At 43.2% G+C, this 25,469-nt stretch carries 23 protein-coding genes; 20 read left to right on the top strand and 3 right to left on the bottom strand.

The window, feature by feature from the left end; genetic code table 11:
• Positions 1-41 precede the first annotated feature (41 nt).
• From EP57_RS13420 to EP57_RS13480, 12 genes are all read left to right on the top strand, one after another.
• Positions 42-2,249 (top strand): MMPL family transporter, encoded by a 2,208-nt coding sequence (locus EP57_RS13420; RefSeq protein ID WP_036087483.1) that lies wholly within the window; start codon positions 42-44, stop codon positions 2,247-2,249.
• A gap of 67 nt (positions 2,250-2,316) precedes the next feature.
• Positions 2,317-3,246 carry a dipeptidase gene (locus EP57_RS13425; RefSeq protein ID WP_036087578.1) on the top strand — a complete coding sequence of 310 codons (930 nt, stop codon included), beginning with the start codon at positions 2,317-2,319 and terminating at the stop codon, positions 3,244-3,246.
• Positions 3,247-3,358: 112 nt separating this feature from the next.
• Positions 3,359-4,708 (top strand): RNA polymerase factor sigma-54, encoded by a 1,350-nt coding sequence (rpoN, locus tag EP57_RS13430; RefSeq protein WP_036087485.1) that lies wholly within the window; start codon positions 3,359-3,361, stop codon positions 4,706-4,708.
• 372 nt (positions 4,709-5,080) lie between these two features.
• The gene (locus EP57_RS13435; protein ID WP_036087486.1) at positions 5,081-6,127 is read left to right on the top strand and encodes a sugar-binding transcriptional regulator; all 1,047 of its coding nucleotides are present in this window, start codon (positions 5,081-5,083) and stop codon (positions 6,125-6,127) included.
• Positions 6,128-6,161: 34 nt separating this feature from the next.
• Positions 6,162-7,172, top strand: coding sequence for a type I glyceraldehyde-3-phosphate dehydrogenase (gene gap / locus EP57_RS13440; protein ID WP_036087488.1), 1,011 nt, complete (start codon positions 6,162-6,164; stop codon positions 7,170-7,172).
• 88 nt (positions 7,173-7,260) lie between these two features.
• On the top strand, positions 7,261-8,451 hold the full coding sequence (locus EP57_RS13445; RefSeq protein ID WP_036087490.1) for a phosphoglycerate kinase: 1,191 nt from the start codon (positions 7,261-7,263) through the stop codon (positions 8,449-8,451).
• Between the two features lie 34 nt (positions 8,452-8,485).
• Positions 8,486-9,241, top strand: coding sequence for a triose-phosphate isomerase (tpiA, locus tag EP57_RS13450; RefSeq protein WP_036087579.1), 756 nt, complete (start codon positions 8,486-8,488; stop codon positions 9,239-9,241).
• Complete coding sequence (gpmI, locus tag EP57_RS13455) at positions 9,242-10,774, top strand: 2,3-bisphosphoglycerate-independent phosphoglycerate mutase (RefSeq protein ID WP_036087491.1); 1,533 nt, start codon at positions 9,242-9,244, stop codon at positions 10,772-10,774.
• 110 nt (positions 10,775-10,884) lie between these two features.
• Positions 10,885-12,177, top strand: a complete 1,293-nt coding sequence (gene eno / locus EP57_RS13460; protein ID WP_036087492.1) for a phosphopyruvate hydratase — start codon at positions 10,885-10,887, stop codon at positions 12,175-12,177.
• Positions 12,178-12,288: 111 nt separating this feature from the next.
• Positions 12,289-12,996: an alpha/beta fold hydrolase gene (locus EP57_RS13465; protein ID WP_036087580.1), complete on the top strand. Its 708-nt coding sequence runs from the start codon at positions 12,289-12,291 to the stop codon at positions 12,994-12,996.
• A gap of 246 nt (positions 12,997-13,242) precedes the next feature.
• Entirely contained in the window at positions 13,243-13,986 is a 744-nt protein-coding gene (locus tag EP57_RS13475; protein WP_036087495.1) for an alpha/beta hydrolase, read from the top strand.
• 85 nt (positions 13,987-14,071) lie between these two features.
• Entirely contained in the window at positions 14,072-14,518 is a 447-nt protein-coding gene (locus tag EP57_RS13480) for a carboxymuconolactone decarboxylase family protein (RefSeq protein WP_036087497.1), read from the top strand.
• Between the two features lie 46 nt (positions 14,519-14,564).
• Here the strand turns inward: EP57_RS13480 and EP57_RS13485 are convergent, their stop codons facing one another.
• Positions 14,565-15,755, bottom strand: coding sequence for an ABC transporter permease (locus EP57_RS13485; RefSeq protein WP_036087498.1), 1,191 nt, complete (start codon positions 15,753-15,755; stop codon positions 14,565-14,567).
• On the bottom strand, positions 15,748-16,494 hold the full coding sequence (locus tag EP57_RS13490) for an ABC transporter ATP-binding protein (RefSeq protein ID WP_036087500.1): 747 nt from the start codon (positions 16,492-16,494) through the stop codon (positions 15,748-15,750). Before EP57_RS13490 ends, EP57_RS13485 begins: the two co-directional genes overlap by 8 nt.
• A 154-nt stretch (positions 16,495-16,648) precedes the next feature.
• Between EP57_RS13490 and EP57_RS13495 the strand changes: the two genes are divergently transcribed.
• The 8 genes from EP57_RS13495 to EP57_RS13530 all read left to right on the top strand — a co-directional run bounded on the left by EP57_RS13495 (position 16,649) and on the right by EP57_RS13530 (position 24,874).
• Positions 16,649-17,350: a LytR/AlgR family response regulator transcription factor gene (locus EP57_RS13495; RefSeq protein ID WP_036087582.1), complete on the top strand. Its 702-nt coding sequence runs from the start codon at positions 16,649-16,651 to the stop codon at positions 17,348-17,350.
• 15 nt (positions 17,351-17,365) lie between these two features.
• Positions 17,366-18,172: a hypothetical protein gene (locus EP57_RS13500; protein ID WP_036087503.1), complete on the top strand. Its 807-nt coding sequence runs from the start codon at positions 17,366-17,368 to the stop codon at positions 18,170-18,172.
• A 9-nt stretch (positions 18,173-18,181) separates the two neighbouring features.
• The gene (locus EP57_RS13505) at positions 18,182-19,120 is read left to right on the top strand and encodes a sugar-binding transcriptional regulator (protein ID WP_036087505.1); all 939 of its coding nucleotides are present in this window, start codon (positions 18,182-18,184) and stop codon (positions 19,118-19,120) included.
• A gap of 83 nt (positions 19,121-19,203) precedes the next feature.
• Complete coding sequence (deoC, locus tag EP57_RS13510) at positions 19,204-19,878, top strand: deoxyribose-phosphate aldolase (RefSeq protein WP_036087506.1); 675 nt, start codon at positions 19,204-19,206, stop codon at positions 19,876-19,878.
• A 66-nt stretch (positions 19,879-19,944) separates the two neighbouring features.
• Positions 19,945-20,970 (top strand): LacI family DNA-binding transcriptional regulator, encoded by a 1,026-nt coding sequence (locus EP57_RS13515; protein ID WP_036087508.1) that lies wholly within the window; start codon positions 19,945-19,947, stop codon positions 20,968-20,970.
• 202 nt (positions 20,971-21,172) lie between these two features.
• Positions 21,173-22,354 (top strand): NupC/NupG family nucleoside CNT transporter, encoded by a 1,182-nt coding sequence (locus tag EP57_RS13520; RefSeq protein WP_036087511.1) that lies wholly within the window; start codon positions 21,173-21,175, stop codon positions 22,352-22,354.
• Between the two features lie 15 nt (positions 22,355-22,369).
• Positions 22,370-23,551 (top strand): phosphopentomutase, encoded by a 1,182-nt coding sequence (deoB, locus tag EP57_RS13525; protein ID WP_036087512.1) that lies wholly within the window; start codon positions 22,370-22,372, stop codon positions 23,549-23,551.
• 21 nt (positions 23,552-23,572) lie between these two features.
• Entirely contained in the window at positions 23,573-24,874 is a 1,302-nt protein-coding gene (locus tag EP57_RS13530; RefSeq protein WP_036087516.1) for a pyrimidine-nucleoside phosphorylase, read from the top strand.
• A gap of 52 nt (positions 24,875-24,926) precedes the next feature.
• Here EP57_RS13530 and EP57_RS13535 read toward each other — a convergent pair whose 3' ends face one another.
• Positions 24,927-25,391: a DUF1877 family protein gene (locus tag EP57_RS13535; RefSeq protein WP_036087517.1), complete on the bottom strand. Its 465-nt coding sequence runs from the start codon at positions 25,389-25,391 to the stop codon at positions 24,927-24,929.
• Positions 25,392-25,469: the final 78 nt, after the last annotated feature.

The following is a 25,469-nucleotide window of genomic DNA, read 5'->3' on the forward strand; positions in this document are numbered from 1 at the left end:
ATTTATCGAGTGATAAACGAAAATTTTAGGGGGGAATGAAAATGAGTAACTCGATTTTCAGTAAAATTGCCAATGCGGTTGGCGGGAAGAAAGGTCGGTTTATAACGCTGGCCATCTGGATTTTGCTAGTTATTGCTTTACAATTATTTTTACCAAAAGCTGCGGATTATAAAGATGATGCGGCGCCAGACCTTGCGGCATCGGAGCCTTCTGTTGTAGCGCAAAAAGTGATGGATGAACAGTTTCCATCTGGTGAAGGCACGCCAGCTCTGATTACTTGGTATCGTAGCAATGGACTTACGAACGCTGACTTAGCGCAGATTCAGCAATTTTCGAAGGAGTTAGAACAGAATCCGATAAAACATCAAAAAACAGCAGTTCCTTATGACAAAATGCCGCTTCCAGTGTTGAAACAGCAAGTCTCAGAGGACGGGACAACATTTATTCAAACGGTATTAATGGATTCATCGGCAACTTCTGATCAATTAAAAGACAGTTTTACGGAGCTGGAAAAAACGGCAAATGCGACTTTTTCAGACAAGCCGTTTAAACAAGATGTGGCAAGTAAAGACACATTGGTAGCGCGGACAACAGGGCCTGCGGGGATTAGTGTGGATGCGACAGAACTGTTCAGTGACGCGGATGTATCCTTGCTCATTGGAACGGTATTACTTGTCTTGGTCTTCTTATTAGTTATTTATCGCTCGCCGATATTAGCGCTGATTCCACTTATCGCAGTCGGTTTCGCGTATCTCGCAGTGACGCCGATTCTAGGATTACTCGGTCAAGAAGGCATTATCACATACGGTTCACAAGGACTCTCGATTATGACCGTACTTCTGTTTGGTGCTGGGACGGATTACTGCTTATTCCTCATCGCCAGATTCCGAAGCCAACTTCATCATGACGAAAATCGCTACACCGCATTCAAAAAAGCTTTTGGAAACACTGCTGGGGCAATCGCTTTGAGCGGATTTACCGTGATGGCAGCACTTCTCATCCTACTTGTCGCCAAATACGGTTCGATTCATAATTTTGCGGTACCGTTTAGTTTATCTATTTTAATCATGATGATTTCATCCTTAACACTAGTGCCAGCATTACTTGGCATCTTCGGGCGCATCTCATTCTGGCCTTTCGTACCAAGAACCGAAGCTATGGCCAAAGAACATGCCACCAAAAAAGGCAAAAAGGTCAAAATTCACCGCGAAAACCGATTTTGGCACCGTGTTGGTGAAATTTCAGCGCACCATCCAATCAAGACATTTGTCATCACGCTCCTCATTTTAGGCGGATGTGCCTTGTTCGCAACACAAGTCAAATACACATATGACACACTATCCACTTTTCCAAAAGATATGCCGTCGCGCGAAGGTTTTACACTAATTAGCGACCACTTCGGCGCCGGGCAATTAGCACCAATGAATCTCATCGTCAAAACAAACGGCGAAAAAACAGCGATGCGTGAAAATCTGCAAAAAACAGATGGCATCGAAACCGTCTCGGTAGGCGTTCCAAGCACGAAAAACCGGGATTATACCATGTACACCATCCAGCTTACAGACAATCCGTACAGCAACGCCGCCATGGACCTTATCCCAGATATCCGCGACACCGCGCAAACTACCATGTCAGATGCAGGCTTGTCCAAAAACAATGTCTGGATTGCCGGACAAACAGCGACACAATACGATTCGCGTGCTGTAACAAAAGACGACGAAGCATTAATCATCCCGCTTGTCATCGGCCTCATCGCCTTGCTACTACTCGCATACTTGCGTTCCATTACAGCGATGGTCTATCTCGTGGCAACCGTCCTGCTATCCTTCTTTAGCGCACTCGGATTAGGCTGGGTCATCATTCACTACATCATGGGCACCGAAGCAATCGCAGGCCTCATACCAATTTACGCATTCGTGTTCATCGTCGCACTCGGCGAAGACTACAATATTTTCATGATCTCAAGCATTTGGAAGAAAAGTCGCGAGCTTCCATTGCGCGAAGCAATCGCAGAAGGCGTCGGCCAAACCGGTGGAGTCATCACATCCGCAGGTCTCATACTAGCAGGAACATTCGCCGTCCTAACGACGCTTCCAATCCAACTGCTCGTCCAATTCGGCCTCATCACAGCAATCGGCGTCCTACTCGACACGTTCATCGTCCGCCCATTCCTCGTTCCAGCCATCACCATGCTATTCGGCAAATGGGCATTTTGGCCAGGCAAAGGACATAATCAAGAGCATAAATAAAAAAGGCTTGTATCCCCATAAAAAAAGTATATAATGGAGATATTGAAAAACGGAGGTGGGCATAATGATGAACATCGTGGATATGCACTGCGACGCACTTTACAAGTTACAAGCAGGCGTTGGGAAAGTTACATTTCAAGATTCCGAGGAACTAGATGTGAACTTCGAAAAAATGATTGCCGGCGGCGTGAAAATGCAGGCCTTCGCTATTTTTTTAGATCCAACAACACCAGTAGAACAGAAATGGAAAAAAGCAATCGAACAAGTCAATATTTATAAACAACATATTCTGCATCGCAATGGCGTAATCAAGCCACTTCGCCAATGGTCAGACGTCGCGCTCGTTCCAGAAGAGAAAATCGCGGCATTCCTAACATTGGAAAGCGTAGAGCCAATCGGCACAGACTTACGAAAGCTAGACCAAATGCTCGATTACGGCGTACTATCTGTTGGCTTAACTTGGAATAACGCCAATTTAGCGGCAGACGGCATCGAAGAATCACGCGGAGCAGGTTTGACCGACTTTGGAAAAGCGATTGTTGCCAAACTCAATGACCGCAAAGTTTTTACCGACGTATCGCATTTAAGCGAGAAAGCGTTTTGGGACGTGATGGAACTAGCGGATTATCCGATTGCGAGCCATTCTAACGCCAAGGCAATTTGCCCGCATCATCGCAATTTATCGGACGAACAAATCAAGGCGCTACTTGAAAAAGATGCAATGATTCACCTTGTTTTTTATCCGTTGTTCACGAAGGAGACGGCAGACACTGTTTATATAGAAGATTTGATTGCGCATATCAAACATATTTGCGACCTTGGTGGCGTGAAAAACATCGGTTTTGGCTCGGATTTCGACGGCATTCCATATCATATAGAAGGTTTGGAAGATTGCTCGAAATACCCAACACTCATTACCGAATTACGAAAACACTTCACAGAACAAGAAATCAAAGGTTTTTGCTACGATAATTTTGTTAATCACTTACCTAAATAAAAATGGGCACTTCTCTGAATTTTGGAGAGGTGCTTTAATTTGGGTCTTTTGAACTTGGGGTGTCGTGTTATAATAGAAGAGACGAGTACGTAAAAACTAGGAGGAGTAATCCATGAGATTAGAGTCTAATTTTGTCCAAAAGCAGCAGCAGACGCAATCGATGAAGCTCGCGATGACGCAACAATTATCGCAATCCATCGCAATGTTGCAGTTTAATATGGAAGATTTGACGGCTTTTCTAGAAGAGAAGGCGCTTGAGAATCCTCTCATTGAAATTGTTCCAGGCGTGGACATGGCTCCTGATTACACAACGATACGTAAAAATAATAATGCGACAGGGACGGACGCCACGGATTGGTTGGAGCAAATCGCGGATACAACAATGACGCTGGCCGATGCTTTGAAAGAGCAAATGCAGTTTTTAGATATGACCAGTCAGCAGAAGCTGATTTTATTGTTCTTAATTGAAAGCCTAGATGACAATGGCTATTTGCAGACGGATGTGGATGTCGTTGCTTCGGCGCTCCTTGCCTCAGAAGGCGATGTACTGGAAATGCTAGAAGTTTTGCAGGGCTTTGAACCAGCTGGTGTTGGTGCTAGAGACGCGAAGGAATGCATTTTATTACAAATTGAACGGAAAGAAGACGCACCACTTCATGCTTACGACGTGATCCGCGACTACTTCGAAGACTTTGCAAATAAACGTTGGAAAAGAATCGCGGATGGGCTAGGCATGAATGTGCTTGCGATTCAAGATATTGCTGATTTCGTCGTGACGCTAAATCCAAAACCAGGTGCAGAATTCGAATCAGACCGGGTACAATATGTCGTGCCAGATTTGATTTTGCATCATGTAGGCAACGAATTACAAGTATCGGTTGCCAAGCAATTTTTGCCACGAATGCAATTTCAAGAAGCCTATTTTCAAATGATGCAGGCAACGCAAGAAAAAGATGTAGCAGCATTTTTGAAAGACAAAGCCGGCGAATTCGACTGGCTCAAAAAAGGCTTGGAACAACGAGAAAGTACGATTGGGCGCGTGGGTGAAGCGATTGTACGCCATCAGAAGGACTTCTTTTTACACGAAGGCAAGCATTTGCAACCGCTGACGCTAAAAGAAATTGCCGAAGAAATCGACGTCCACGAATCCACAGTAAGCCGCGCGGTAAACGGCAAGTACATGGAAACAGCGCACGGCGTCTACGAACTGAAATACTTCTTCTCATCCAGCCTCACCAAGAAAGCAACCGAAGAATCTGACGCGGGCGATGTCTCCAGCCAAAGCATCAAGAACCTCATCCAGCAATTCGTCAGCAACGAAAACAAATTAAAACCACTTTCCGATCAAAAAATCGTAGAAATGTTAGACGAACAAGATATCCAAGTTTCTAGGCGTGCAATTGCGAAATATCGCGGGGAATTAAATATTCCATCATCGTCAAAAAGGAAACGTTTCGCTTAACCTCTTGACTACAACGCAAGAGGTTAAGCTTGTGTTTTGCTTGTTCATGTTTTAACGCATTCATTCCGTGGAACTAGTAGAGTGACCTGTTTGAGAGTGTTAATAAATCATGAATTTTTCTTTAAATTACTGCTTAACACTTGAATTTCCAAGCAATCACTGGTAGAATACTTGTTGTAGGGTAATGAAATAACTGCTTGTGTTACGGCAAGTGCTTTACGGAAGAGACGGGTTAGTTTAGAAACGATAAGATGGCTGAATGGCCACAATAGTTACTAGCAAAGACTTAGATCTCTTGTTTTTTTAGTTTTATCGGGACATCTTATGACTAAGCGGGTCAAGAAGAGTCCAAGAAGGTTAGGAGACTTTGAAATGTCAGATATCATTAACATTCAAAAGAAATTGTTACCCGACATGCTTCTAGTTATGCAGAAGCGCTATCAAATTCTACGCTCTATCTATTTTGCGGAGCCAGTTGGCAGACGAACATTAGCCCAAATGCTTGGGATGAGTGAACGAGTGCTACGCGGTGAAGTGGAATTTTTGAAAGCACAGGGGTTGATTGGCATTGCTCCTTCTGGAATGACAGTTACGAAGGACGGCCTGGTTGTATTTCGTGAATTGGAATCCGTAATGAATCAACTAACAGGAATACATACAATGGAAGACCGGTTACGCGAGAAACTGAAAATCAAAGCGTGTTTCGTCGTTCAAGGTGATAGCGATGTGACGCCGTGGGTCCAGGAAGAAATGGGACGCGTGGCATTGGCACAACTCGACATATCATTAACGGAGAACGAAAATATTATTGCAGTAATGGGTGGTTCAACAATGGCAACGCTGGCCGAAATGATGACTCCCGATTTTGCAGCAGGACGTGAATTACTCTTTGTTCCAGGGCGCGGTGGACTTGGTGAGGACCTGAATAATCAGGCGAACACGATTTGCGATCGCATGGCGACAAAGACGAACAGTAAGCACCGCATGTTTTACGTACCAGAGCAGCTTGGCGAAGAAGCGTATCAATCACTTCTGAAAGAGCCGGCTATTCAAGAAGGACTGCGACTCGTTCAATCGGCGAATGCCATTTTGCACGGAATTGGTGATGCGATGACAATGGCAGAACGCCGTCACACCAACGCCGAAACTATGCAGAAAATCACAGACAGACAAGCTGTAGGTGAAGCATTTGGCTACTATTTCAACGAACAAGGAGAAGTCGTGTATAAAGTCCCGACATTTGGTTTACAATTTGAAGACCTACCGAAGATTCCAAACATCATCGCGCTTGCAGGAGGTACTTCAAAAGCCAAAGCAATCAAATCGTATATGAAAACCGCTCCGGCACATACGATTCTAGTAACAGACGAAGGAGCCGCAACGATGCTTTTAAAAGGGGAAAACACCCTTTTGAAATAAAAAATTTCATTATTTTCAAGGAGGAAATTGACTTATGACAGTTAAAGTTGGTATTAATGGTTTTGGACGTATCGGACGTCTAGCATTCCGTCGTATTCAAAATGTGGAAGGTATTGAAGTTGTTGCAATCAATGACTTAACAGACGCTAAAATGTTAGCTCACCTGTTGAAATATGATACTACTCAAGGTCGTTTCGATGGCGATGTTGAAGTACATGATGGTTATTTCAACGTGAACGGCAAAGAAGTTAAAGTTTTAGCTAACCGTAACCCTGAAGAATTACCATGGGGCGAACTAGGTGTAGATATCGTTCTTGAATGTACTGGTTTCTTCACTGCAAAAGAAAAAGCAGAACTACACATCAAAGCTGGTGCTAAAAAAGTTGTTATCTCAGCTCCTGCATCTGGCGACATGAAAACAATCGTATACAACGTAAACCACGATACTTTAGACGGAACTGAAACAGTTATTTCTGGTGCTTCTTGTACTACTAACTGTTTAGCTCCAATGGCTAAAGTTCTAGAAGACAAATTTGGTATTGAACAAGGTCTTATGACTACAATCCACGCTTACACAGGTGACCAAATGACTCTTGATGGTCCTCACCCAGGTGGAGACTTCCGTCGTGCGCGCGCTGCTGCAGAAAACATTGTTCCTAACACTACTGGTGCTGCTAAAGCTATCGGTCTTGTATTGCCAACACTTGTTGGTAAATTAGACGGTGCTGCTCAACGTGTTCCAGTTGCAACTGGTTCATTAACTGAATTAGTAACTGTTCTTAAAAAAGACGTTACTGTTGAAGAAGTGAACGCTGCAATGGAAGCTGCAAGCGATGCTGATACTTTCGGTTACACAAATGACCCAATCGTTTCTTCTGATATCCAAGGAATCACTTTCGGTTCTTTATTCGACGAAACTCAAACAAAAGTTCTTTCTGTTGGTGGCAAACAATTAGTTAAAACTGTTGCTTGGTACGATAACGAAATGAGCTACACTGCACAATTAGTTCGTACACTTGAATATTTCGCTAAAATTGCTAAATAAGATTGCAAAGAACTAAATAATAAACAAATAAGCGGGGACAGGTTTTATGTTTCCGCTTTTTATTTGAAAGCTATGGAGGAATTTTATTATGGCTAAAAAAGTTGTGACTGACTTAGACTTAAATGACAAAAAAGTTCTAGTACGCGTTGACTTTAACGTTCCGATGAAAGACGGTAAAATTACCAACGATAACCGCATCGTAGCGGCATTACCAACAATCCAATATATCCTTGAACAAAACGGTAAAGCAATTCTTTTCTCTCACTTAGGTAAAGTGAAGACAGAAGAAGACAAAGCAGACAAATCATTACGTCCAGTTGCTGAACGTTTGAGCGAATTACTAGGTAAAGAAGTAAAATTCGTACCTGTAACTCGTGGTCCAGAACTTGAAGGCGCGATTAACGAAATGAAAGACGGCGACGTTATTTTATTCGAAAATACGCGTTTTGAAGACATCGACGGCAAGAAAGAAAGCAAAAACGATCCTGAGCTAGGTAAATACTGGGCTTCTTTAGGTGATGTTTTTGTAAATGATGCATTCGGAACAGCCCACCGCGCGCATGCTTCTAACGTTGGAATCGCTTCTAACTTAGAATCAGCAGCAGGCTTCCTAATGGAAAAAGAAATTAAATTTATCGGCGGCGTTGTTGATAACCCAGAACGTCCACTTGTTGCTATCCTTGGTGGAGCAAAAGTATCCGACAAAATCGGTGTTATCGAAAACCTAATCGAAAAAGCAGACAAATTACTAATCGGCGGCGGAATGGCATACACATTCTTCAAAGCACAAGGTAAAGAAGTCGGCATCTCTCTTTTAGAAAAAGACAAAATCGATCTTGCGAAGAGCTTACTTGAAAAAGCAGGCGACAAATTAGTACTTCCAATCGACAATGTTGTTTCTCATGAATTCAGTAATGATGCACCATTCCACACAGTTGATTCGAACCACATCCCGGCTGACGAAGAAGGCTTGGACATCGGACCTGCAACAGTGGAACTTTTCACAAAAGAATTGCAAGGCGCGAAAACAGTTGTTTGGAACGGTCCTATGGGCGTGTTCGAAATGAGCAACTTTGCAAAAGGTACTATCGGTGTTTGTGAAGCAATCGCAAACCTTGATGGCGCAACTACAATCATCGGCGGTGGCGACAGTGCTGCAGCAGCGATGGACCTTGGTTACGCTGACAAATTCACACACATCTCAACTGGTGGCGGAGCTTCTCTAGAATATTTAGAAGGCAAGAAACTTCCAGGCGTTGAATCTATTAGCGACAAATAATCCACAGAGCGAAAATAGGAAGGGTGAAGAAAAAATGCGTAAACCTATCATTGCAGGAAACTGGAAAATGAACAAAACAGCTGCAAAAGCTGCACAATTTGCTGAGGACGTAAAATCTAAAGTCCCAAGTAAAGACGCTGTTGATTCCGTAATCGCAGCACCAGCTTTATTTTTAAAAGAACTAGTTCACTTAACAGAAGGAACAAATCTTAAAATTGCAGCACAAAATACTTATTTCGAAGACGAAGGTGCTTTCACTGGCGAAATTAGCCCGTTCTCAGTTGCGGATTTAGGCGTTTCTTATGTTGTTATCGGTCACTCTGAACGTCGTGAGTATTTCCACGAGACAGATGAAGACATCAACAAAAAAGCACACGCAATCTTCAAACACGGCATGACACCAATCATTTGCTGTGGTGAAACACTAGAACAACGCGAAGCTGGCCAAACAAACGAATGGGTTAGCGGCCAAATCCGTGCAGCGCTTAAAGGCTTGACAGAAGAACAAGTTTCTAAAGCAGTTATCGCTTATGAGCCAATCTGGGCTATCGGAACTGGTAAATCTTCTACAAGTAAAGACGCTAACGACACATGTGCTGTTGTTCGTCAAACCGTTGCAGAAGTTGTTTCTAAAGAAGCAGCAGACGCAGTTCGTATTCAATACGGCGGTAGTGTAAAACCTGAAAATATTGCTGAATACATGGCAGAATCCGACATTGATGGAGCTTTAGTTGGTGGCGCAAGCCTTGAGCCAGCTTCCTTCTTAGCCCTATTGGAGGCAGTGAAATAAATGACGAAATCACCTGTAGCTATTATCATTCTTGACGGCTTCGGTTTACGTAACGAAACGGTTGGGAATGCAGTAGCATTAGCTAATAAACCGAACTTTGATCGCTACTGGGCAGAGTTTCCGCATGGTCAACTGAAAGCAGCTGGTCTTGACGTAGGTCTTCCAGAAGGTCAAATGGGTAACTCAGAAGTTGGTCATACGAATATCGGCGCTGGACGCATTGTTTACCAAAGTTTGACGCGTATTGATAAAGCCATTGAAGAAGGCGAATTCGCAGAAAACGAAGCACTAAACAACGCATTCACGCACACAAAAACAAATAACTCCGATCTTCACTTGTTCGGTTTGCTATCAGACGGTGGCGTGCACAGTCACATCAACCATCTTGTAGCATTGCTTGAAACAGCGAAGAACAAAGGTGTCAAAAACGTTTACATCCATGCTTTCCTTGATGGACGCGACGTGGCACCACAATCGGCTGTAGGCTATATTGAGACGCTACAAAAAGCAATCGCTGACTTGAACTACGGCGAAATTGCAACAGTTTCAGGACGCTTCTACGCAATGGACCGCGACAAACGTTGGGAACGTGTAGAAAAAGCTTACAACGCAATCGTTAAAGGCGAAGGCGCACAGTTCGAAGACCCGATTAAATTGGTCGAAGCTTCTTACGCAGACGGCAAAAACGACGAGTTCGTTGTTCCAGCCATCATTGCTAAGGACGGTAAACCAGTGGCAACGGTAAAAGATAACGATGCTGTTATTTTCTTCAACTTCCGTCCTGACCGCGCGATTCAACTTTCAAATGCCTTCACGGATACAGAATGGGAACATTTTGACCGTGGCGACAAACATCCGAAAGACGTGAAATTCGTGACGATGACGCTTTACAACCCAAGCATTATTGCCGAAGTTGCTTTTGCGCCAATCGAAATGAAGAACGTTATCGGAGAAGTTTTATCAAACGAAGGATTATCTCAATTGCGTATTGCTGAAACCGAGAAGTACCCGCACGTTACCTTCTTTATGAACGGTGGACGTAACGAAGAATTCCCTGGTGAAAGCCGCATTTTGATCAATTCACCGAAAGTCGAAACATATGACTTGCAACCTGAAATGAGTGCTTATGAAGTAACAGACGCGCTAGTTGAAGATATCAAAAACGATAAACACGATGCGATTATCTTAAACTTTGCAAATCCTGATATGGTAGGTCACTCTGGTATGGTCGAACCAACAATCAAAGCGATTGAAGCTGTAGACGAAAACCTTGGACGTGTTGTCGATCTTATTTTAGAAAAAGGCGGTTCTGCGATTATTTTCGCCGATCACGGTAACTCTGAAACGATGACAACACCAGAAGGCAAACCACACACAGCGCATACAACCGTACCAGTTCCAGTCATTGTTACGAAAAAAGGTGTTACATTACGCGAAGGCGGTCGCTTAGCCGATGTAGCTCCAACAATGCTTGATCTTTTAGGCGTGAAACAACCAGCCGAAATGACAGGCGAAAGTTTAATTCAAAAATAACATGGTCCTGCTTTGCGTTTTTGCGAAAACAAGGCTAAAATAAGAAGGTAAGCAACCGGTAATTCGGTCACTTCCTTACAAAAATTCATTTTTAGAGGAGAGTTTTAATTATGTCAATTATTACTGAAGTATATGCACGCGAAGTTCTTGATTCCCGTGGTAACCCAACAATCGAAGTAGAAGTTTACACAGAAACAGGCGCATTTGGTCGCGCATTAGTTCCAAGTGGCGCATCTACTGGTGAATATGAAGCAGTAGAATTACGCGATGGCGATTCAAGCCGTTACCTAGGTAAAGGTGTTTTGAAAGCTGTTGAAAACGTAAATGACATTATTGCAGACAAAATTATCGGTTTTGACGTAACAGACCAAATCGGTTTAGACCAAGCAATGATCGAGCTTGACGGAACTGAAAACAAAGGTAAATTAGGCGCTAACGCAATTCTAGGTGTATCTTTGGCAGCAGCACGTGCAGCAGCTGAAGAATTAGGCTTAGAATTATACGAATACATTGGTGGAGTAAACGCTAAAGTATTGCCAGTACCAATGATGAACATCGTTAACGGCGGCGAACATGCTGACAATAACGTAGACATTCAAGAATTCATGGTTATGCCAGTAGGAGCTAAAACTTTCTCTGAAGCATTACGTATGGGTGCTGAAATTCTACACAACCTTAAAACAGTTCTTAAAGGCAAAGGCCTAAACACTGGTGTTGGTGATGAAGGCGGATTCGCTCCTGACCTTAAATCTAACGAAGAAGCGTTAGAAACAATCATCGAAGCAATCAAAAAAGCTGGTTACACTCCAGGCGAACAAGTTAAATTGGCAATGGATGCTGCATCTTCTGAGTTCTATAACCGCGAAACTGGTAACTATGAACTTAAAGGTGAAGGCGTAACTCGTACTTCTGAAGAAATGGTTGCTTGGTACGAAGAGTTAGTAAACAAATACCCAATCATCTCTATTGAAGATGGTTTAGACGAAAACGACTGGAAAGGTCACAAACTATTGACAGAACGCATTGGCGATCGCGTACAATTAGTTGGTGATGACTTGTTCGTTACAAACACTAAGAAACTTAAAGAAGGTATTGACAATGGCATCGCTAACTCAATCCTAATCAAAGTTAACCAAATCGGTACGCTTACTGAAACATTAGACGCTATCGAAATGGCTAAACGCGCTGGTTACACAGCAGTAGTTTCCCACCGTTCTGGTGAAACAGAAGACAGCACAATCGCTGACATTGCTGTTGCAACAAACGCTGGCCAAATCAAAACAGGTGCTCCAACTCGTACAGACCGTGTTGCTAAATACAACCAATTGCTACGTATTGAAGACAACCTAGGTAACTTAGCTCAATACCACGGCGACGATACTTTCTACAACTTGAAAAAATAATTGTCGCTTGTAATGACATCCCGGAGTTTTCCGGGGTGTTTTTTTGCATTCAGGAAGCCAACATCGTCATTTTCTGCTATAATGACTTTACGAAAAGGTCGGGTGATAGCGATGAAAGCATATGTGAATGGAATAGAACTCTCATATCATATTTACGGCAGTGGTGAACCGCTTGTTTTGTTGCATGGCAATGGGCAGAGTCATGGTGCGCTGAAACGCCAAATCGACTTTTTTCGAAAAAGGTACCAAGTGATTGCTGTAGATTCACGTGGTCATGGCAAGTCCGAGCTTGGCTTTCGACCGCTTGATTTTCAAGTGATGGCGCTAGACATTTTATGTTTATTAGATTTTTTGAAAATTGATACGTATCGCGTTATCGGGTATAGTGATGGCGGGATTATTGCGCTAGAAATGGCGATATATCAACCGAAGCGGCAGAAACAGATGGTCGTGATTGGCACGAATTATGACGCGAATCAGATTAAATGGTGGGCTAATATTTTTAGCGTTGTTGGTTATTTCTTTGCTTCGCTGTTGACGCCGCTTAGTTTCTTTTTTAGGCGGATCAAGGCGCAGATGGGTTTGATGATTTTTTATCCGCATATTAAAGAAGAGGAGCTGGCGAATATTTCGGCTCCAATGTTGGCGATTGTTGGGGAATATGATGTGATTTCCAGAGCTGACACGAAAAAAATGGTTGATTCGGTACAGCGCGGGGAGATGGCTGTGATTCATAATGGCACGCATTTTTTGATCCGGCAAAAACCGCGAGAATTGCACGATATTATTGCCTCCTTTTTTGACAAAGATGTGACATAAACATAGGGAGAAAGTAGTGAAAATGTGTTTTTCTTTGGATTGCGCAAAAATAACATTGACACCCAAACCGTTCCGCGTTATCATATGTCTATTGTATAAATTATTGACCCCAAAAACAGAGATTGTGAATCGTGCTGAAGCCTTTTATAGCAAGGGTTTTCAGCGACCGAATCAAAAGCTGGTAATTTGTGCGTTTATGGCGTACAATGAGGGCAAGTTAAGGAAGATGGAGGAGTGCAATTAATCATGAGTACGGATCGTAGCTTTCTTATAAAAGCAGGCAGTCGTGCTGTTCTATTACTGCATGGATTTGCAGGAACGACAGAGGATGTTAGAGAATTAGGAGAGTATCTAGCAGAGAACGGTTATACGGTATATGCGCCAAATTATCGTGGTCATGGCGAAGAACCAGCTATTTTTCTAAAAACCACACCAGATATGTGGTACGAAGATGCAACGGCTGGCTACAAGCATTTACAAGACCAAGGATATCATGAAATTGCAATCGTGGGTGCCGCAATGGGTGGCGTTTTTGCGCTGAAAATGGCAGAAACATTCGCGCCTAAGGCTATTGCTCCATTATGTGCGAACGTGAACCGCAAAATGCGATACATTCCAGTAGAGAATTATTTATTAAAGAGTATGAGAAAAGATGGCATTGCAGAGCAAGACGCGCAAGTAATGCTTACTAATTATGCGCCGGAAATCGGCAAGATGGCAGATGCCCGCTCGGAATTCTACAAAACAGTAGCAAGCGAGATTGAGCGCATTGAAGTGCCAACGATGATTGGCCAAGGTTGTCGAGATGAAGAAATTTCAGCAGATGACGCGAATTATATTTTCAAAAATATTCATTCTGATGATAAACAACTTTGTTTCTACGCTGGATCAGGACATGATATTACGAACGATTGTGAGAAAGACATTTTAGGTGAAGACTTAGTGTACTTCTTAGATGACTTGATGTGGCTAGAACAAGAAGTAATGTAGAAATAATAGGGAAACGCCTGACGTGGGTGTTTCTCTTTTTTTGTGGATTTGTGTTATTATGTAGAGACGGAAAGGAGAATGTCAAATGACTACACGTTTTTTTCTAATGAAAGAGAATCCGAAAGCTTATGAACTACTTGGTGAACTGGATAAGTTGGGGAGAGAAAGCAATATTCCGCGTAACTTACAGGAATTGATTAAAATTTATGCGTCCAACTTGAACCATTGTGCGTTCTGTATTGATATGCACACGAAAGAGGCGCTAGAGATTGGCGAAACATTGCAACGTATTGCTGGTGTGAATGCGTGGCGTGAAGCTCCGTTTTACAGCGACAAAGAACGCGTTGTGCTGGAGCTTGTAGAGGAAGTGACGTTTATTCATCAACATGGCGTTTCTGACGCGGTGTATGATGAGCTTACAAAGCATTATAACGAGAAAGAAATCGGCGAACTATACGTGCTAATCGCAACAATTAATGCGTATAATCGCTTAGGAATTATGAGTAGACTACAACCTAAGATAGATAAATAATAAAAAGGCCCGTCAAAAATTAAATTTTTTGGCAGGCCTTTTTTTGCTATTTGGCTAATAGGTAATCGTTGTTGCTGTACATCCGTTTTGCTAGGTATAGGAAAATCAGGGCGAGTACAAGGTTGGAAGCGATTGTTGCGAGTAGATGTGTCCAAATGAATTGGTCGTAAATCATTTCGCGTAGTAAAAACGAGATGTTTGCCAGTGGGATGAAGAACATGGTTGTTGTGGTTTGGCTCAGGCTAACGAACATGGTCACGAACGCTGGAATTATGGCCAACATCATGATTGGACTTTGGTAGCTATTGGCTTCTTTCATTGATTTCGCAAAAATGGCTGTGATGGTTTGGAGGCTGACGATGAGTGCTGCAAAGGAAGCCGTTGCAAGGAGTGCTACGAAAAACAGGCCGAATGGGTTTGTCATGGCGTCAAGCGCCTTACGCAAATGCTCGGTTCCAAAAAAGATAACGAGTAGTGTAGCGGCAAGCGCAACGGTTGCTGTGAAAAGGCTGACGGTAATTGCGACGGACCATTTGCCAAGCAATAAAGTCGAGCGTTTTACTGGTGTGACAAGCAGAGCATCAATGATTTTCTTATCTTTTTCGCCTGCAAAAAGTTCGGAAATGACTGGGTATGCGCCGATTGTTACGCCGAGGCAAAGTAGCATTGGCAGGACGATGGTTAACATCATTCGCGAAATGTCGGTTTCTTCTGTGCTGCTAGATAAAGGCTTGATTTGGACTTGTATCGCGTTTAATGTTTGGATAGGGACGCTAACTTTTTCTAGGCGGTCGGAAACAATGTTTTTATCGATTGCGCCGAGTTGGGTACTAAGGTCGGTTACGGCGGCACTAGCATTTTTATCAGATGAGTCGCTGTAAATGATAACCGATGTCGCGTCGCCATTTTTTAGTTTGGTTAGTGCGTTTGGGTCTGCTTCCATGGCGATAAGTGCGTCTCCAGATGAAGCGGTTTGCTTAGGGTTGCTGGCTTTTTGGAATGTTAAATCTTTATCCTGTTGTTCTAAAACGTGTAGCAGTTCGGGATCTGCGGTTTGGTTAACGGCAACGGTGATGCTTTTGTCTGGATTGTGGCTCATCATGTTTTCGTAAAATAAAATCAGCCCGACAAAAAGGAGCATTGGTAGGAAAACGACGAGCAGGAAAGTTCGCTTATCACGCATGATTTCGAGCATTTCTTTTTTGTAAACGTGTCCGAATAGGCTTTTTTTAGACATACATATCACCCCGCACGATGTTTGACATGAAAATATAATTTAGGTCATTCGTTCCTTCTTTGGCGTATAAGGCTTCCGCGGTTCCGGCATATAGAAGCTGCCCCTGGTGCATCAAAATGAGATCGTCCGACAGGCTCTCTACTTCGTCCATGATGTGGCTGGAGAAAATAATCGTCTTCCCTTCTTGCTGCAACTGGCGTGTGAAATCGCGGAACACATTGGCACTTGTGATATCTAACCCCGTCGTCGGCTCATCAAAAAGGACTACCGCGGGATCATGGATGACGGCTCTAGCAATCGCGACTTTTTGACGCATGCCCCGGGAAAAACCGCCAACAGTTCGGTCGAGTTCTTTGCGCATGCCAAAGCGGAGTGAGAGGTCATCGATGCGCTTTTTCAAGGTGTGTTTTGGTAAACCGTAAAGACCTCCGAAATATAATAAGTTTTCGCGTGCTGTTAGGCGGTCGTAAAGTCCTGTTTCGCCGCCGAATAGGACGCCGATATGGCTTTTTACTTCTTCGGCTTGTGTTTTATTATCGTAACCCGCGACGGTAATCTTTCCTTCATCTTGCGTTATCAATGTCGCGATACTACGCAGAATGGTCGTTTTACCAGCGCCGTTTTCGCCTACTAAACCGACAATGCGGCCTTTATCGACGTGGAATGAGACGTGATTGACTGCGGTTGTTGATTTTTTGCGATCGCGGAATTTTTTGGTGACGTTTTGTACTTCAATCATGTTTGTTCCTCCTTTTTGCTTTTCTTGATGTCTTTATCATAGCGCAAAATGGCGAGAATAGGAGGGGTTTGTCGTAAAGGGGGGCAATTTCGTCGTGAAAAGGGTGTTTTTCGCCTAGAGTTTGTTTATAATGGAGGAATAAGGGGTGAAAAAGATGCTAACTGTTGGAATTGTTGACGATAATCCGTTAGATTTAGATAAATTGGAGTTAATTGTAGGTAAAGTGGCGACTGTGGAATTGCGACTAAAGGCGAACAATGCGGAGGAAGTCTATGCATTCATTCAGGAAACGCCAGTGGATTTGCTTATTACAGACATTGAAATGCCGGGAATGTCAGGCTATCAGCTAGCGGATTTTATTCACCTAAATAACATGAGTACAAGCGTGATTTTCGTTACTGCAAAAAGCGGTTATGCCGTTCATGCTTTCGAGCTCAACGTGCATGATTATATTTTGAAGCCTTACAATCAGGAACGGCTGGTCCAAAGCATCGAACGCTTTACCGACAAAAAAGAAGCTGGTAAAATAACGGGGCGGCTTTTCATTCGTTCTGGCGGCGACTTGGTCATTATTCCGAAAGACGAAATTATTTTTCTGGAACGGACGGGGCGTACGACGACTATACATACAACTAAAGATATTTTTGAGTCTTATCAATCACTCGGCGAATTAGAAGGGGACATTCGTGAAAGCATGTTTATCCGCTCGCATCGCTCGTTTCTCATTAATTTGCAATACGTCAAGCGCTTCACCGAATACTCGAAAAAATCATTCGAAGTCGTGTTCGAAGGCACCTCACAAAAAGCCCTTGTCACGAAAGAAAAACTGAAATATTTACAAGAAAACTATTTTTAAGAAGGAGCTAACTCAATGCGATTAATTTTGACTGTTCTGATTTTGGCATATACTATCGCGTGTTTGTATTTGGAAGCGCATGTCGTTTTGCAAGTGGTATCTGTAGTCCTTTGCTTTGGCGCACTAGCTCTTGCTATGAAAATTCGCACGGTGAAGCTTTCGCTGGCGGGAATTACGGTTATCGGCTTACTGCTCGCACTGATTTACGACGCGAGTTTGGCAGGTTGGGCGCTCCTTTTTCTGTTCCTCGTTGCGCAATATCAACTGGGCCAGCTCGAACAAACCAACCAGCAGCTGACAAGCAAAAGTGACCATTTACAAACCTTCGTGGCACTCCTTCAAAAAGAACGACATAAAAATTATGCGGGTCATGCAAACGATGCCGCATTCCAACTTGCCAAAAATGAACGACCAGACATCGCGGCTTGGCTTGTCACAACGGACGAACAATTGAAGTTAGCGAATCTGACGTTCAAAACCGACTTACACAGCGCAATTTCTGACTTACCGTTCCAAGAAGACGAACTGCGCGCACTGTTAACCGCCATCATGACCAACGCCAAACAAGCAGCCTCCCAAGTCGAAAACGGCTGGATTTCATTACGACTCCAACTACAAAGCGGTCTTTTCTTACTTGAAATCAGCAATGCTTCCAACATGCCCAATCAGGCGGTCATGGACAACCTATTCGCAAGACCGAAACCTACAAGCGGCACAGCCATCATTAAACACTACATAACAAAAGCACACGGCATCATCGACTACCGCTTCGACCAAGCCCAATTTAAACTACTATTAAAGATTCCAGCGATAAAGAAATGAGGAAACCCAATGGATAAACAAAAACAGCAGCTCAGCATTGAAGTCGCGCGGCTTTACTACCAATCCGACTACAGCCAACAAGAAATCGCCAGCCAACTCGGCATTTCCCGCCCAACCGTTTCAAGACTTTTGCAATTTGCCAAAGAGAGCGGTTTTGTGGAAATTAAAGTGACTGATCCGTTCGCCGATTTAAATGCACTAGAAACCGCGCTAAAAGCCAAATACAATCTGCGGGAAGCCCACGTCGTCTTTTCACCAACGACCGAATACCCGACAATCACTGACTTCTTGAGCAAAAAAGCAGCAGAATACCTCGAAGAAACCGTAACAAATGGTGATATTCTTGGCGTCAGCTGGGGAACAACGATGTACGAAATCGCCAAAAAAATGCGTCCACAAAACGTGCGCGGTGTCGAAGTCATCCAATTAAAAGGCGGCATCAGCCATTCCAATGTTAATACGTACGCCTCTGAAACGATTTCTCTATTCGCCGAAAACTTCCAAACAATGCCGCGCCATTTACCGCTCCCCGTTATTTTTGACAATGCAACGGTAAAACAAATGGTGGAGCAAGACCGGCACATTCACCACATCATCGAAATGGGCAAACAAGCTAATATCGCTGTCTTTACAGTAGGAACGGTTCGCGATGAAGCTTTACTTTTCCGACTTGGCTATTTTACCGAAGAAGAAAAAGCTTTGCTAAAAGAAAACGGTGTTGGTGACATCTGCTCCCGTTTTTACGACAAAGACGGCAATATTTGCAGCACCGAAATCGACGCCCGCACAATCGGTATTGAACTAGACTCACTCAAACAAAAAGAACATTCGATTCTAGTAGCCGGTGGCGCAAGAAAAGTCGCAGCAATTCACGGCGCCTTGCAAGGAGAATACGCCAATGTTCTCATCACAGACCAATTCACCGCAAAAGAACTAACACAAGTTTGAACATAATTTCATGTATCACTTTACAAATGTTCAAATATATATTATGATAAACTCAAATAAACGAAAAGCGAGGAGATTTAATCATGACAAATATCGCCAAAATGATTGACCACACAGCTTTAAAACCAGAAACAACAAAAGAAATGATTCTAAAATTAACAGCAGAAGCTAAGCAATTCGGTTTTGCATCTGTATGTGTAAACCCAACATGGATCGAGCTAGCACACGAACAATTGGCAGGAACAGACGTTGATGTATGTACTGTTATTGGCTTCCCACTAGGCGCTAACACAAGCGAAACAAAAGCATTCGAAGCAACAGATGCTATCCAAAAAGGCGCAACAGAAGTGGATATGGTAATTAATATCGGCGCTCTAAAAGACAAAAACGATGCACTTGTTGAAGCGGACATTAAAGCCGTTGTCGACGCAGCAAAAGGTAAAGCGTTAGTAAAAGTAATCATCGAAACATGTCTTCTAACAGACGAAGAAAAAGAACGCGCTTGTCGTCTTGCTGTAGCAGCAGGAACAGACTTCGTTAAAACATCAACAGGATTCTCAACAGGAGGCGCAACAGCAGAAGACATCGCTCTAATGCGTCGCACAGTTGGACCAGACATCGGCGTGAAAGCATCCGGTGGAATCCGCACAAAAGAAGATGTCGATAAAATGATCGAAGCAGGCGCAACACGTATTGGTGCCAGCGCTGGCGTATCGATTGTTTCAGGAAATGAAGCAAATCCGAAAGATAACTATTAACAAAATCACCGAAATGTGGCATGATGGAGGAGAAGTAATTTTTCCTGTGAAAAGAGGCGAGCCACATTGGGTGCAACGATTCGAGATATTGCAGAAAAAACCGGCGTTTCGATTACAACGATTTCCCAGATTTTAAATGGAAAAGGAAGCCGTTTTAGCGAAGCGACGCGAAATAAAGTGTTCCAAACCGCAAAAGAACTAGCCTATAAACCGAACTTTTTTGCGAAAAATATGGTGACTAATCGGACGAATACAATTGGTATGATTGTTCCTGAAGTGACGGACCCATTTTTTTCGCAGATGGTGAAGGGCGCAGAAGACTATTTGAATGCGCATGATTATATGATTTTATTATGTAATTCTTCGCAAGACAGTACGCGTGAGGATTTATATGTCGAGGAACTTTTGCATCGGGCCGTGGATGGTTTGATTATCGCAAGCCCGAATATTTTGGCGTCGAACGTGTTTACACAATTGGAATCGATGCGCAAACCGTACATTTTGTTAGATCGCAAACGGCATCATCGTGAGGAAGGTAATATTTATATTGACGATTATGAAGGCGGATACATGGCGACGGAACACCTTGTGTCACTGGGCCACCGCAAGATTGGCATTATCACCTCGGACGATTCTTTTTACTCTGTAGAGGAACGTTTACAAGGATACCAAGCCTGTTTGAAAAAGCATCACCTGTCGATATCACCTGATTGGATCATGGAAGGCGACCAAACCATGGCTGGCGGCTACAACGCTACAAAAAAATTACTCGCAGCAACGGACATCACCGCATTATTCGTTACAAATGACCAAATGGCAGTCGGGGCTTACCGCGCCGCATTGGAACTCGGTATTACGATTCCTGATGACCTTTCTATCGTTGGTTTTGATGACATCGAACTTGCGGAATACATGGCGCCAACACTCACCACCGTTCGCCAACCAATCTATGCTATAGGCCAAACAGCTGCTGACTATTTATTAAAAGCTATCCAAAATCCGAACGAAAAAATGGCAAACCAAAAAATGCCTTTAGAACTTATCGTCCGCGAAAGCGCTCGGAAATTGGCTAATAAAGCAACACATAAATGAGGCATGATGCTACCAAATGCAGTTTCGCAAAACATTTGGTAGCTCTCTAAAGAGGAAAACGCTTTTCTTCTTAGAAATTACATGCTATACTTACTTCGGTAAACCGTTTTACTTTTTAGAATTACAATGTAAACGTTTGCTAAATGAGGAGGATTTGTTTAGTAAACCGTTTTACTACTATTCAATTATTGGGGGATACACAATGAAATATCTTATCGGGATTGTTGGTTTAATCGTTGTTCTTGGAATCGCTTGGCTTGCGAGTAACGATCGCAGGAAAGTTAAGATTAAGCCGATTATAATTATGATTGTACTGCAATTTATTTTAGGATTTATTTTGCTGAATACAAGTGTTGGGAATTGGCTCATCGGTGGGATTGCTGATGGATTTGGTAAACTGCTCAACTATGCAGCAGAAGGGGTTAATTTTGTATTTGGTGGTATTGTAAACCCAGGTCAGATGACGTTCTTCTTAAGTGTTTTACTACCAATCGTCTTTATTTCCGCGCTTATCGGGATTTTGCAACACTGGCGCATTTTGCCGTTTATTATTAAATATATCGGTTTAGCGTTGAGTAAAGTGAACGGAATGGGGAAATTAGAATCATATAACGCCGTTGCTTCTGCGATTCTAGGTCAGTCCGAAGTTTTTATCTCCGTGAAAAAAGAACTTGGCCTGTTGCCAAAACATCGCTTGTATACGCTTTGTGCTTCTGCCATGTCAACTGTTTCGATGAGCATTGTCGGGTCATATATGGTACTCTTAAAGCCAGAGTATGTCGTAACAGCCCTTGTTTTAAACCTATTCGGCGGGTTCATTATTGCATCCGTTATTAATCCATATGAAGTCACAGATCAAGAAGATATATTAGAAGTCAAAGAAGAAGCGAAACAAAGCTTTTTCGAAGTGTTGGGCGAATACATTATGGACGGTTTCAAAGTTGCTGTCACCGTCGCAGCCATGCTTATCGGGTTCGTAGCCATTATCGCGATGATTAATGCGATTTTCAGTGGGATTTTCGGACTTTCCTTCCAAGAATTGCTCGGTTATGTTTTTGCACCATTCGCATTCCTTGTCGGTGTTCCGTGGGATGAAGCTGTTAAAGCCGGAAGCATTATGGCTACAAAAATGGTATCCAATGAATTCGTAGCGATGAACGATTTAGCATCAGGGAACTTCCATTTCTCCGGAAGAACAACCGCTATCGTTTCTGTATTCCTAGTTTCATTCGCGAACTTTTCATCCATCGGCATTATCGCTGGAGCAGTCAAAAGCTTAAATGATAAACAAGGCGTTGTCGTTGCCCGTTTTGGCTTGAAGCTGTTATTCGGCGCCACATTAGTTAGTTTCTTAACAGCCACAATCGTTGGCTTAATCTATTAAGGAGGTTTTTAAAAAATGGCATTTAAAAGAATTCACGTTGTAGTTATGGACTCGGTAGGTATTGGAGAAGCGCCCGACGCAGCGCAGTTTGACGATTTTGACGTTGATACATTAGGACACATCGCTCGCGAAAAAGGTGGACTGAAACTGCCAAATATGGCGATGTTAGGTTTATCGAACATCCGTGAAATCGAAGGCGTACCAGTTGCTGACAAACCACAAGCTTACTATACAAAAATGCAAGAAACATCCGCAGGAAAAGACACGATGACAGGACATTGGGAAATCATGGGCTTGTATATTGATACACCATTCCGCGTTTTCCCAGATGGCTTCCCAGACGAACTCATTCAAAAAATTGAAGACTTCTCTGGACGCAAAGTAATCGGTAACAAACCAGCCAGCGGTACTGAAATCATGGAAGAGCTCGGCGAAGAACAATTGGAAACAGGCGCATTGATCGTGTACACGTCCGCTGATTCCGTTTTACAAATCGCAGCGAACGAAGAACTTATTCCGTTAGAAGAATTATACCGCATTTGCGAATATTGCCGTGACATCACACGTGACGAACCGTATATGCTTGGCCGTATCATCGCTCGTCCTTTCGTCGGCAAATCAAAAGAAACGTTCGAACGCACATCCAACCGCCACGACTACGCGCTAAAACCATTTGATAAAACAGTTATGGACCACTTAAAAGACGGCGGACTAGACTCTATCGCTATCGGCAAAATTTCCGACATTTTCGATGGGGAAGGCGTAACAAGAGCCATTCGTACCAAATCAAACATGGACGGCATGGACAAATTCATTGATTTACTAACAGAAGACTTCCACGGCATGAGCTTCTTAAATCTCGTAGACTTCGACGCCTTATTCGGACACCGTCGCGACCCAATCGGTTATGGCGATGCTTTAGAAGAATTCGATGCACGCTTGCCAGAAGTTTTTGCAAATATGAAAGAAGACGATTTGTTGCTAATTACAGCGGATCACGGGAACGACCCAACATACCGCGGCACCGACCACACACGCGAATACGTGCCACTTTTAGCTTATTCGAAACAATTCAAAGACGGCGGCAAAGAAATCGATCTGCGTAAAACATTCTCAGACCTAGGCGCAACAGTCGCAGCGAATTTTAACGTAAAAATGCCCGAATACGGCGAAAGCTTCCTAAACGACTTAAAATAAAAAAGGATTGGTGAACTTAAAATGAGAATGGTAGACGTAATTTCAAAAAAGCGTGACGGTAAAGAACTAACGACCGAGGAAATTCAATTCGTTGTAGATGGCTACACGGAAGGCAAGATTCCGGATTATCAAGTCAGCGCCTTAGCAATGGCAATCTTTTTTCAAGATATGACTGATCGCGAACGTGCCGACTTAACGATGGCGATGGTGAATTCAGGCGAAACGATCGACTTATCGGCAATTGAAGGCATTAAAGTCGATAAACACTCAACAGGAGGCGTCGGCGATACAACAACGCTCGTATTAGCACCACTTGTTGCAGCACTTGACGTTCCTGTTGCTAAAATGTCAGGACGCGGATTAGGCCACACTGGCGGAACAATCGACAAACTAGAAGCAATTGAAGGCTTCCACGTCGAAATCACAAAAGACCAATTTATCGACCTTGTAAACCGCGACAAAGTAGCTGTTATCGGACAATCAGGTAACTTAACGCCAGCCGATAAAAAACTATACGCATTGCGCGACGTAACAGGAACGGTCAACTCGATTCCACTAATCGCAAGTTCCATTATGAGTAAAAAAATCGCAGCAGGCGCAGATGCCATCGTCCTAGACGTAAAAACTGGTGCCGGCGCATTCATGAAAACCGATGAAGATGCTGAGAATCTAGCACACGCGATGGTTCGCATCGGAAATAACGTTGGCCGCCAAACAATGGCAGTTATTTCAGACATGTCCCAACCACTAGGTTTTGCGATTGGTAATGCTTTAGAAGTCCAAGAAGCCATCGATACATTAAAAGGCGAAGGCCCAGAAGACTTAACAGAACTAGTTTTAATTTTGGGCAGTCAAATGGTTGTTCTTGCGAAAAAAGCGAAAGACTTGGATGAAGCGCGCGACATGCTAAAAGAAGTCATGGCAAACGGAAAAGCTTTAGCGAAATTCAAAGATTTCCTGAACAATCAAGGCGGCGACGGCTCTATCGTAGATGACCCAAGCAAATTACCACAAGCCGAATTCAAAATCGACGTTCCAGCCAAAGAAAGCGGCGTTGTATCTGAAATCGTGGCAGACGAAATCGGAATCGCTGCAATGCTTCTAGGCGCTGGCCGTGCAACAAAAGAAGACGAAATCGATCTTGCGGTTGGCATTATGCTACGCAAAAAAGTAGGCGATAAAGTCGAAGCAGGCGAACCGCTTGTAACGATTTATGCGAACAAAGAAGACGTGAAAGCTGTCGAAGAAAAAATCTACGCTAACATCAAAGTAAGCGATCACGCCGACGCACCAAAATTAATCCATACAATTATCACGAAATAAAAAAGAACGAGGAAGCGCCTGGGATTGTGCACCCATTCGTTTCCTCGTTTGTTTATACAATATAAAAAATAATGCAATCGTTGCTCTGCGCCACTTTATTGAAGAAAGCCCGCAATCCATGGAAGTTCAGCAATAAATCTTTATCGAATCGTTCTTTTTTTGTGCGCCAGTTTATCCCGTATAGCCCACTTTTTTTCAATTCTTTAAAGTTATACATAGCAGTGAATTGCTCCTCTGATATGCTAAATAAGGCGTCTTTTGCCATGCGAACTTGTTCTGGGTAAATAAAATGTACCGTCGCCAAAGCATCCCGAATATAATTCTCGGCTCGAAGTGGCACAATATACCCCCAAGGCGCGGCCCCATTATGTTTCTTACCGCAAAAAATGTAATGAAGAACCTCCCAATATTCATCCAGCGACAGTAACATTGGCATTGTGAAAACGGATTCATCCCCAGCCTTAATTTCCCGCATTCCTGGTTCGTCAATGTAGTAATAGTAACCATGTCTCTTCATCTCTTTATTTCTCCTTTCTAGTAATAACTTCACTGTGATAAAGTATATTATGCGTAATTTTAGTTGATTTGTCAACGA

The sequence above is a fragment of the Listeria booriae genome, assembly GCF_000766865.1.
In the GTDB taxonomy this organism is placed as follows: Bacteria; Bacillota; Bacilli; order Lactobacillales; family Listeriaceae; genus Listeria_A; species Listeria_A booriae.